Origin of the sequence: Winogradskyella sp. MH6 (genome assembly GCF_022810765.1) — a bacterium.
Classification (GTDB): domain Bacteria; phylum Bacteroidota; class Bacteroidia; order Flavobacteriales; family Flavobacteriaceae; genus Winogradskyella.
The window spans coordinates 2999232-3009450 of the sequence record NZ_CP094494.1 but is presented as its reverse complement, the minus strand read 5'-3'; the positions used below and the strand labels follow the sequence as shown (position 1 = coordinate 3009450).

The 10219-nt window shown below is 32.8% G+C and carries 8 protein-coding genes; 3 read left to right on the top strand and 5 right to left on the bottom strand.

Annotated elements, in window-relative coordinates; translation table 11 throughout:
- The first annotated feature begins 3 nt into the window (after nucleotides 1–3).
- Complete coding sequence (locus MST30_RS13460) at nucleotides 4–993, top strand: PorP/SprF family type IX secretion system membrane protein (protein WP_243471924.1); 990 nt, start codon at nucleotides 4–6, stop codon at nucleotides 991–993.
- 77 nt (nucleotides 994–1070) lie between these two features.
- Here the strand turns inward: MST30_RS13460 and MST30_RS13455 are convergent, their stop codons facing one another.
- Together MST30_RS13455 and MST30_RS13450 are read right to left on the bottom strand one after the other, a co-directional pair.
- Complete coding sequence (locus MST30_RS13455; RefSeq protein ID WP_243471923.1) at nucleotides 1071–1451, bottom strand: hypothetical protein; 381 nt, start codon at nucleotides 1449–1451, stop codon at nucleotides 1071–1073.
- Between the two features lie 12 nt (nucleotides 1452–1463).
- Complete coding sequence (locus MST30_RS13450; RefSeq protein WP_243471922.1) at nucleotides 1464–3584, bottom strand: elongation factor G; 2121 nt, start codon at nucleotides 3582–3584, stop codon at nucleotides 1464–1466.
- Nucleotides 3585–3728: 144 nt separating this feature from the next.
- Between MST30_RS13450 and MST30_RS13445 the strand changes: the two genes are divergently transcribed.
- Nucleotides 3729–4295: a pseudouridine synthase gene (locus MST30_RS13445; RefSeq protein ID WP_243471921.1), complete on the top strand. Its 567-nt coding sequence runs from the start codon at nucleotides 3729–3731 to the stop codon at nucleotides 4293–4295.
- Here the strand turns inward: MST30_RS13445 and MST30_RS13440 are convergent.
- Together MST30_RS13440 and MST30_RS13435 are read right to left on the bottom strand one after the other, a co-directional pair.
- Nucleotides 4285–5019: a hypothetical protein gene (locus MST30_RS13440; protein ID WP_243471920.1), complete on the bottom strand. Its 735-nt coding sequence runs from the start codon at nucleotides 5017–5019 to the stop codon at nucleotides 4285–4287. The two genes, MST30_RS13445 and MST30_RS13440, sit on opposite strands and share 11 nt — an antisense overlap.
- A 97-nt stretch (nucleotides 5020–5116) precedes the next feature.
- Entirely contained in the window at nucleotides 5117–6625 is a 1509-nt protein-coding gene (locus MST30_RS13435; RefSeq protein WP_243471919.1) for a DEAD/DEAH box helicase, read from the bottom strand.
- Between the two features lie 137 nt (nucleotides 6626–6762).
- On the opposite strand from MST30_RS13435, the gene MST30_RS13430 reads away from it, so the two are divergent.
- Entirely contained in the window at nucleotides 6763–7329 is a 567-nt protein-coding gene (locus MST30_RS13430) for an ExbD/TolR family protein (protein ID WP_243471918.1), read from the top strand.
- Nucleotides 7330–7814: 485 nt separating this feature from the next.
- Here MST30_RS13430 and MST30_RS13425 read toward each other — a convergent pair whose 3' ends face one another.
- Nucleotides 7815–10127 carry a T9SS type A sorting domain-containing protein gene (locus tag MST30_RS13425; RefSeq protein WP_243471917.1) on the bottom strand — a complete coding sequence of 771 codons (2313 nt, stop codon included), beginning with the start codon at nucleotides 10125–10127 and terminating at the stop codon, nucleotides 7815–7817.
- Nucleotides 10128–10219: the final 92 nt, after the last annotated feature.

Here is a 10219-nt window from a genome sequence, read left to right as displayed (position 1 = left end):
AAGATGAAAAGAATTTTAATATATATAGTTTTCCTAACGGTAGCGCAAGGCTTTAGTCAAGAGCTCAACTTACCTGTTTGGACGCAATACTTAGCAGATAACGATTTTGTGATTTCACCAACTTATGCAGGTATTGGTGACAATTTAAAAATTAGGGCTAATGGATTAACGCAATGGGTTGGTATTAAAGATGCTCCAGATAATCAATCGATTTATGCAGATTTTAGAATTTCTAATCGCTCGGGAATTGGTTTTTCAGCCTATAATGACAAAAATGGTAATACACGTCAAAAAGGTCTTAAGCTATCTTTTGCGCATCATTTAATCTTAGATTGGAAATCTAAGCAGTACTTATCCCTCGGTTTATCATATAATATTAATAACTTTAGAATAGATATTGAAAATTTTAATACAACTTATGAAATTCCAATTTTAGATCCTGCAATTAACGGAGACAGAGCTGTAAATAATAACAACTTTGATGCTGGTTTACTTTACCGTTGGAAAGATTTCTATTTAAGTTTTAATGCTAACAATCTAGTATCTAAGGATACCGAAGACTTTACTGGTGGAATTGAGCCAAGACTATTACTGAACTATCAGGTTTATTCGGGTTATGTTTTTACACCAAAACATAATAAATATGTAGAGTTTGAACCTTCTGTTTTCTTTCAATTTTTTGATAGTGATAATCGTTCTGCTACAGACCTTAATTTTAAGTATAGAAAATTTAACAGAAATGGAGATTACTATTGGATTGGTGCTTCTTACCGTTTTTTAAACGATCAGTTTTTGGATCCTTTAAACCTTGGCCCTATGGCTGGTATACTTCATAATAAACTTTACTTTGCTTATTCTTATCAGTTAACATTCAATGATTTATCTGGTTTTAATTCGGGAACTCATGTTGTGACCATTGGTCTTAACTTAATGCAAAGTGCTAGTAATTGTCCTTGTACTAAAGGTAGTAGTCAGAGTTATTATAGATTATAAAATTCAACTTAATAAATAAAGAAAAAAGCCACGATTCATCATCGTGGCTTATTCAAAAAATTAAGCTATGAATAGAACTAAAGAACTTCTAAAAAGTAGTCCATCATTTCTTCCTTAAGGTCATAATGTAGTTTAATGTAGGTACGCATATCTTCCCTTAATGTATGTTGTTCATTCTGAAGTCTGCCGTCTATATTTTCATTAAAATCTACATTGTTAATGTTTGCCATTTTGTTACGGCATCTATGTAAAAGCTTAGAAATAGCATCTTTCTCTATCATTATTCTATTTTGAAAAACTTCTAACTTTTTCAATGCTATTGGGTCATCAATTCTTGCTACTGCTTCTTCTAACTTTTCTTGAAAAGTATCCATCTCATTAAAATGAAATCTTAACTCTCTTTTCCATGTTTCTATATTAAACTTTAAATCGCTTAAATACATTACTTTACTGTGCATATCTCAATGTTTTTATGTGGTTATTAATTCTTGCTCTTTTACTAATTCTTTTTGTATGTGAGTTGGTACGGATACATAACCTTCAAACTTTGTTGAATAGGTTGCTCTACCTTGTGTTAGTGAACGCAGCTGAGTAGAAAAATCTGTTAACTCTGCTGAAGGAATTGTACATTTAAGAATCTGATAGTTAACTTCCGTATCTATACCTTGAATAATAGCTCTTCTACTTTGTAGTTCGGTCATAACATTACCGACCATTTGTTCTGGCACACGCAATGTCATTTGATCTATTGGTTCTAAAAGCTTAGGATTGGCATTTAAAAAGGCTTCTCTAAATGCATGAGATCCTGCTATTTTAAATGAGATGTCATTAGAATCTACAGCATGCATTTTGCCATCATATACCATAACTCTTACATCTCTAATAAAAGATTTGGTTAGAGGACCAGATTCCATAACTTCTAAGATACCTTTCATTATTGATGGTAAATAGCGTTGGTCTATAACTCCACCAACAATACAGTTGTAAAATACCAATTTGCCATCCCAAGGTAAATCTACTTCTTCTCTACCTCTAATTGAAAAACCTTCAGGTTCAGGCATTCCTTCGTAATATGGTTCAATTTTTAAGTGAACTTGACCAAATTGTCCAGAACCACCACTTTGCTTTTTGTGTCTGTAATTTGCAGTAGCACTTCTCTGAATGGTTTCTCGATATGAAATCTTTGGTGCTTCAAATCTTGCTTTAACATCATAGATGTTTTCTAAAATCCAAGTTATTGTAGCCAAATGCAATTCGCCTTGTGTACCAACTAAAGTCTGATGTGTTTCGTTATTATAACTTAAATCTACAGTTAAATCCTGGCTATGAATACGCTTTAAAGCTTCACTTAACTTCTCTTCATCACTACTATTTTCAGCAAAAACAGCTTTTACTAATCGTGGTTGTGGGAATTTAATTGGCTTAATAGTTCCTGCTTCGGCTTTAGAAGCCAAAGTGTCGTTGGTTTCGGTGTATTTTAGTTTTGTAGTTGCACCAATATCACCTGTAGTCAGTTTTTGTACAGTATGTTTTTCTTTACCGTCCATAATGTACAATTGGTTCAAGGTTTCACTTTCACCTGTTCTTGTATTAAACAACTTGTCGTTGACATTAACCTCTCCAGATTTCACTTTAAAAAACGTAATCTGCCCTAAATTTGGTTGATAAATGGTTTTAAAAACAAACAAGGATGTATCTGCATTAACGTCTGGTTTTACTAAATCACCTTCTAAAGTCTGTTCTGGTTTTAAATCTGCAGCAGCAGGTGCTACATTATCTATAAAGCCCATAAGTCTGCCTGTTCCCATATCATTTAAGGCAGACACACAGAACACAGGGAAAAAGTCGTGATTAAGCATACCTAACTTAATGCCTTTACGAAGTTCATCTTCATTTAGTGTTCCTTTATCAAAATAGAGTTCCATTAATTCTTCATCGTTCTCAGCTGCTTTTTCTACCAGCTCATTGTGAAGCTGATTGGCATAATCTAATTGATCTTCAGGAATTGGTAATTTTTCTGGCTTACCACCTTCTGGACCAAACTTGTAGCATTTCATTTTTAAAACATCTATGATGCATTGCGCTCCATCAATTTTAATAGGATACTGAACTAAAACAGCATTGTTACCAACGAGTTCTTTCAAACTATTATAGCTCATTTCAAAATTCGCCTTTTCGCTATCAATTTTATTGATAACAAATAATGTAGGCTTATGGTATTTATCTACATAGTTCCATATAATTTCTGTGCCAATATCGGCTCCATGTTTTGCATTTATTACTGTAACAATAGTATCTGCAACTCTAATGGATGACATTATTTCACCAATAAAATCGTCTAATCCTGGGGTGTCAATAATATTTATTTTGTAATTGCGCCACTCAGTATGCAAAGGGGTTGCAAAAACAGAAGCACCTCTGCGGTGCTCAAATTCATGGTAATCCGAAACTGTATTTTGTTGCTCTACTGTACCTCTTCTATTTATTAAACCAGCCTCAAAAAGCATGGTCTCAGATAGCGTGGTTTTGCCAGAGCGATGAGCCCCTACAAATACCACATTTTTAATGTGTTTGTTATCGAATACTTTCATATGTCATAAGATTTTGAATATTAAAACTCCTTGAAAATTATACCCTTAAAGGTAATCTTCATAAAAATGAAAAAACATGATATAAGTTAGTTTTTCAATATTTTTGAATTTTAAAAGACGGAAATTATAGAACCTACTTCAGAAATGACTACAAATAATAGCTATTACAAAATTTATAAACCTTATGGTTATTTAAGTCAGTTTATCAATAATCAAAATAAACGAAGGAATAAAAAGTTGTTGTCTGAGTTGTTTGATCTTCCTGAAAATGTAATGGCTGTTGGTCGATTAGACGAAAAATCTGAAGGTTTATTGCTACTAACAACCGATGGAAAATTTAGCAATTACATTACAAGTTCTAAAATTGAAAAGGAATATCACATAATGGTTGATGGTACAATTACTGAAGAGCAAATTGAAGCTTTAAAAACAGGTGTAGAAATTTCTGTTAACGGAAAGCTTTATCTAACCAAACCTTGCCTAGCTGAACTTTTGAAAGACACGTCTCACATTGTTGAGCGTTTTGTAAGAGACGAAAAGCATGGGCCAACATCTTGGCTAAAAATAGTTTTAACCGAAGGTAAATTTAGACAAGTTCGTAAAATGACAGCTAAATTGGGTTTTCCAACCTTGCGCTTGGTAAGAGTTAGAATTGGAGATTATAGACTAGAAATGATGAAACCAGGAGATGTTAAAGCGATTAGTTATTAGAAGCCGTTTCTTCTTTTTCGGCTGCTTTTTCTTCTTCAGTTTTTTCTTTTATGACTGTTTTTTCGTTGTTAAACACAATGATAGCTTTTACACCAGTAAGGAGATTCCATTCTTTAGAAGAAATTTGATTCCCTAAATCATCATATACAATAAACTCAGCTGTATTAGGGCCAGATTCCCCTTGGTTTAAGGCTGTTATTTCAACTGTATTTTTGCCTTGAATTAAATGCACTTCTACCCTTCTGTAGCTGCTTGTTAATAACAAGTTTTGTTTTATAACAGCACCATTTATAGAAATACTTACACGGTCACCGTCTGGATATTCATGGTCTCTACAAATGATATTTACAAACTTGGTATCTACACGATGCTCACCTAAAAATTGATCTGACATCGTTTTTATAACACCACCTTTTTCTAAATCTTTACTCCATCGCTTTTCGAAGATTTCCGCAGGACTTTTTAATCCATCTTCCTCAGTCATTGAAAAAGGTTTATCCGATTTTTTGATTATAAATTTCTTTTCATCTTCACCACTAGATTTATCTTCTTTCTTGTCTAGTTTTGGTGCTACTTTTATTTTAGTAGGTAATGTATCTTTTTTTGTTTCAGAAGGTTCTGCAGGAATACGTATAGTTTTATTCTCCTTATCTGGTACTTGAGAAAAAACAGCTGTACATGTGAATAAGCTAAATAAAAGTAATATGTGCTTTAAAGTTTTCACTAAAATTTAGATGTGTTATTGGTTCTAAACTTGTGGTACAAAAACTATACCCATTTCAAAATAAACGTATAAAAGTATATTTCCTTACAAAAAAACGTTAAAACTTACCATTAAAGCTAATACGCAGCTTACGGTTGTACTCTTCAAATAACCAATCTTTATAGTTATCTGTACTGTTCATAATACAATAGCAATATTGTTTTATGCGGTACGCAATTTCATCTTGCAATAACTTTACCAAATCCCTTGCATCGTACACATCATCGCTATTCTCAATACAGATTTGCGAGTGTTGTTCTATAGAACGTTCTATAACCGTAAACGATTTTTTACCAGATCCAATAACATCCTTATATTCAGACTTTACGTCAAATTCAAGATTATTTGAGTTTTTAAATTTCTCTTTTAATGTGTCTGGCATTACATAGACAAAATCGCGTTCTAAAGCTTCGTCATCTATGATGTTTTCAAGATATAAATCTGGATATTTAAAGATATGTTGCCAATCTACTGGCTGACTCCAAGGACCAAAACGAGATATATTATTACCTAAATCTATAACTTGAAACGTTTTTCTATCCTTATAAATACGACTTCCACGACCAATCATCTGAAAATATAAGGTTAATGAACGTGTAGCTCTATTTAAAATAATAGATTCTACAGAAGGCTCATCAAAACCAGTAGTCAAGATACTTACAGAGGTTAAAACAGCATCTGGTGTATGTTTAAACCACTTTAAAACATCTTTACGCTCTTGTTTGTTAGCTGTGTTATCCAGGTGTCTAACATTGTATCCAGCTTTCTTAAAGGTATAGTATACTTCTTTTGAGGTGTATATACCATTATTAAAAATTAAGGTCTTTTTGCCTTTAGCTAATTCTTCATAAGCAGAAAGCAGTTTAGTTTGCATTAAAGAATTGGTATATAAAGCTTCAGAAGATTTTACAGTATAATCACCATTAATACCAATTTTTAATGAAGTTAAACCAACATCATAATGGTATACTTCTGCGCTAGCTAAAAACCCATTATTTATTAAAGTAGAAATATCTTCTCCAACAATGAGTCTATTGTAGTTATCCTTCATTGGTAACTTTATATTACTACTCAATGGTGTTGCTGTAACACCAAGAATAAAACAATGCTCAAAGAATTTAAAAAGCTTTCTAAAGGAATTATAATGTGCTTCGTCAATGATAACAAGACCAACATTCTTTAATTGAAAATCATTGTCAGACAAACGATTATTCAACGTCTCTACCATAGCAACAAAACATTGGTATTCGTCTTGGTCTGGCAGCGTTTTTACTTTACTGTTTATAACCTTGTTCTTAACGTTAAAACCAGAAAGCACATTAGAGGTTTGCTTGCACAACTCTATTCTGTGTGTTAGTATCACTACTTTTTTGTTGTGCTTTTCTATGTAACGTCTAACGATTTCAGAAAAGATAACCGTTTTACCACCACCCGTAGGTAATTGATAAAGCAGATTGAAGTTATCTGCTTCTTCCGCCATAACATCAAAAATGCGATACAAATCCTTGATTTGATAATCGTATAATCGTTTTTCTGATGTGGTATCCTTAACGGTGCCTGTGGACATATTGCTCTTTCCTAGAAAGTTAATTTTGCAAAAATAACATATTGTAAGTGTTTTTGATACGAATTGTTAATAACCTTTAACAAGATTGGTACTGTTCTTGTGCTTAAGAAAATATTAACATTTTAAATATTTATATTATGAAATCATTTCGAAGACATTCTGCGACGGTCAACGCAGGATCAATGGCAGACATTGCCTTTTTGTTACTCATTTTCTTTTTGATAACAACGACCATTTCAGCTGATAAAGGCTTGTTAAGACAATTACCAAGCGATTGCCCTAATATTGAAGATTGTATTAAAGACATAAATGAACGAAACCTTTTAAGAATTAGTTTAAATCATAAACAGGAAATTTTTATTGAAGACAAAGTGGTAAAACTTGAAGACGTTAAAAACATTGTTAGCGCTTTTGTAGATAATAATGGTACGTCTGAATGTGATTATTGTGCAGGTGAAAAACTGTCAATATCATCAGATCATCCTAGAGAAGCCGTAATTTCTCTAAGTCACGATGCTTTAACAAAATATCAATTATTTATTTCGGTACAAGATGAGATTACGAAAGCTTACTACGATTTAAGAGCGAGATATATTGAAGATAAATTCAATAAAACACCAAATCAAATAACGGATGAAGAGTTAACAGCAGTAAAGAAAGCATATCCGTTTATAGTATCTGAAGTCATAGTGAAACGAGATTAAAAAAGAATCTTTAGTAAAATGCAAAATTCTATGTTCACCTTTTTTGCTCTATTAAAAACTAAACCTATAAAGGCTTTTATTGTCACAAAATAACGATACGTTAAAAAGTTAAAAATTGTTAAACTGTAACACTCTAGCATACAAGAGTGTAACATTTTTAATTTATGGTCGTCTATTTAGTGTAATCAATTAAAAAACGAAGAAATTATGAGAACTTTAAACAACAATCAGTTAACAAGTACAACAACAGAAACAAGAAGCTATTCTTGGAACAGTAAAAGACGTTACAGATAATAACGTAATTCATCAATCATTAAATCTATCAATCATGAAAGCCTTATCAAAAATTGTCAATACATCTCACAGTTTAGATGATGACTTAGAAAACATTAAATTATGAATTGGTCTAATCACCCAATAACATTAAACTAAAAAACCAACACTTTAATTGTGTTGGTTTTTTAGTTCTATTAAAATTGTTTTGATTAATCCTTCACAATTTTTTGCGTTAAGCTTCTAGATCCTGAAGTAAGTTTTATAAAGTAAATGCCACTTTGATACTGAGACATGTTTAAAACATGTGAAGTTGTATTAGCATTAAAGCTTCCCTTAGACATCTGTTGTCCTAATGCATTGTACATTTCAAAATTTACATCTTCACTTAAATTGTTAAAAACGATATTAAGATTATTATTTACAGGGTTTGGATAGAAATCAACCAAGTGTTCTAAGCTGTAATCATTAATACTTAATGCATCTTTCGCTGTAAATACGACTGATTCTGAGTTACTGAAATTTCCACCAGAAATGATAACATTTCCGTTTTCATCTTCTAAATTATAAGATCCATTTCCCCAACTACAGCATATTCCATCTCCATAAGAATCAAAAATTGAAAAACTATAGCATTCGTCTAAACTTGGGATAGAGATTATTTCTTGATATGTTGTATTATCTGCATAATCTACGGCAGGACCACTAGCAACAACATTACTTGAACTGTCTACTAATTGCCATGTTGTTTCATCACCATAGTTATCTGTGGTAACGTTAAACACTACTTGTGTTGTTGTGTATGATGGCGCTATATCAAAATTTAAAGTATAAGTATCATTAGCCATGTTTTCATCTGCCACTCCATTTGGACTAGCCACAGAAACATTAAATGTATGAGCTCCAGTAGCTAAATCAGTGTAAGAAGGTGTGGCAACAACAACTTGATTATCATTAGTAAGAGAGCCAGACCAGTTAATAACAGTATCAGCTTCCCCATCTAAAGAATATGTAATTATTGCAGAAGTCAGAGTTAAACTTCCTCTATTTACTAAAGCCACCTCTGGCATAAAATCTGTGTAACATGAGTTATTACCACCAGAAGCTAAAACCACAGTAGCATCATTATCATAAACAGGATATTGTTCTAAAGTAACTGCTCCTGTATTAGTTGGATCTAGCCAATCACTAAGTCTAGTAGATGCTGAACTACCATAGCCCCAAGCAACGCCAAATCTTCCATAGAAATCAGGTTGACCATTATTGCCTGTACCTGTACAAGCGGCACCACCACCTGATAGCATACCGATTAGCTGCCCTTCTTGATTAAATAATCCAGAACCAGAAGAACCAGGCTCAGTTACACCTAATTCCCACTCCGTTATATACCACATTTGAGTGTTTGCATTACCATTAAAAGCTATAGCTTGTCTGGTTGCTCCATCGTCATCTCTACAAACTTTTTGTATATCTCCACTAGGATGATGAATGCCAAAGTTAAGAACAGGCTCTTGAGATGTTGATCTATTCCATCCAGCCCATACAACGTCTGGGTTATTGTTGAAGAAACTAGCATCGGTAATTTCAACTAATTCCATATCAGACTGAGAACTACTTGCTCTTACTATAGATCCACTCACTGTTTGATTATATGAACCATTAGTGCTCGGTGTAGCTGTAGAGCAAGATGGGTTAGGACTTCTCCAATTGAACCTAAAAGCCCAGCCTCCTTCTCCACCACTACAGTGATTTGCGGTTATAAAATATGGTGTACCATCATTACTTGTGTTATTAATAAGTGTACCAGAACATATGCCTGTTCCACCTCCAACAGTAATCATAGCTGCTGCTCGCTTAACGTTTTCTTTTACATTATCTATTGCATATGGGTCAGCACCAGATGGAGTAATATCGCAATCAACGTCTTGGTTACAGTCACCAGAGTCGTTAAGAGCTTTTTGATAAGTTTCAGTGGTTCTGTATCCATGAATTACAGAGCCTATTGTTAATTTTGCTTCACCAACTGCATTAGCTGGTTCATAGTATTCAATCCATGCTTTATCACCAGTAACTAGCCAAGTACCAAGTACTTCTTCAGGGTTGTTATTATTGTGAGTAAAAGGTCTTAAAAGATCATCTTTCTCATTATTGTAAACATAAAGTTTAGCACCTACAGGTAATTTAAATACATCAAACATAAAGTTTAAAGATGTGGCATTCTCAGAATAATATGCCATTCTCCAAATTCTATCTCCATTGCTTAAAGTTGTCCATTTACCTACCTCATTAAAATCATGATCTACATATATATCATGACCAAATCTCCATGGTTTTGATTTGTCTTTATCATTGATGATATCCTCATCTTGAAGCGCTTTTAAGTCAAAAGTAGGAACTTTAAAAGCTTTTACAGCAGGCAGGTTTGCCATTGACCAACTTGGTGGTTTAACATCTTCTGGTATGACTTGCGCAAAAGAAAATATTGAAGTCATAACAAATGTAATAAGAAGTAATTTTGTTTTCATTTGAAGTTTTAATTAAGAATATGTAAAAATAAAGTTAAAATTCTATTTACATCATAATACAACTACCATTTACTAAACAATCGACTAACGGT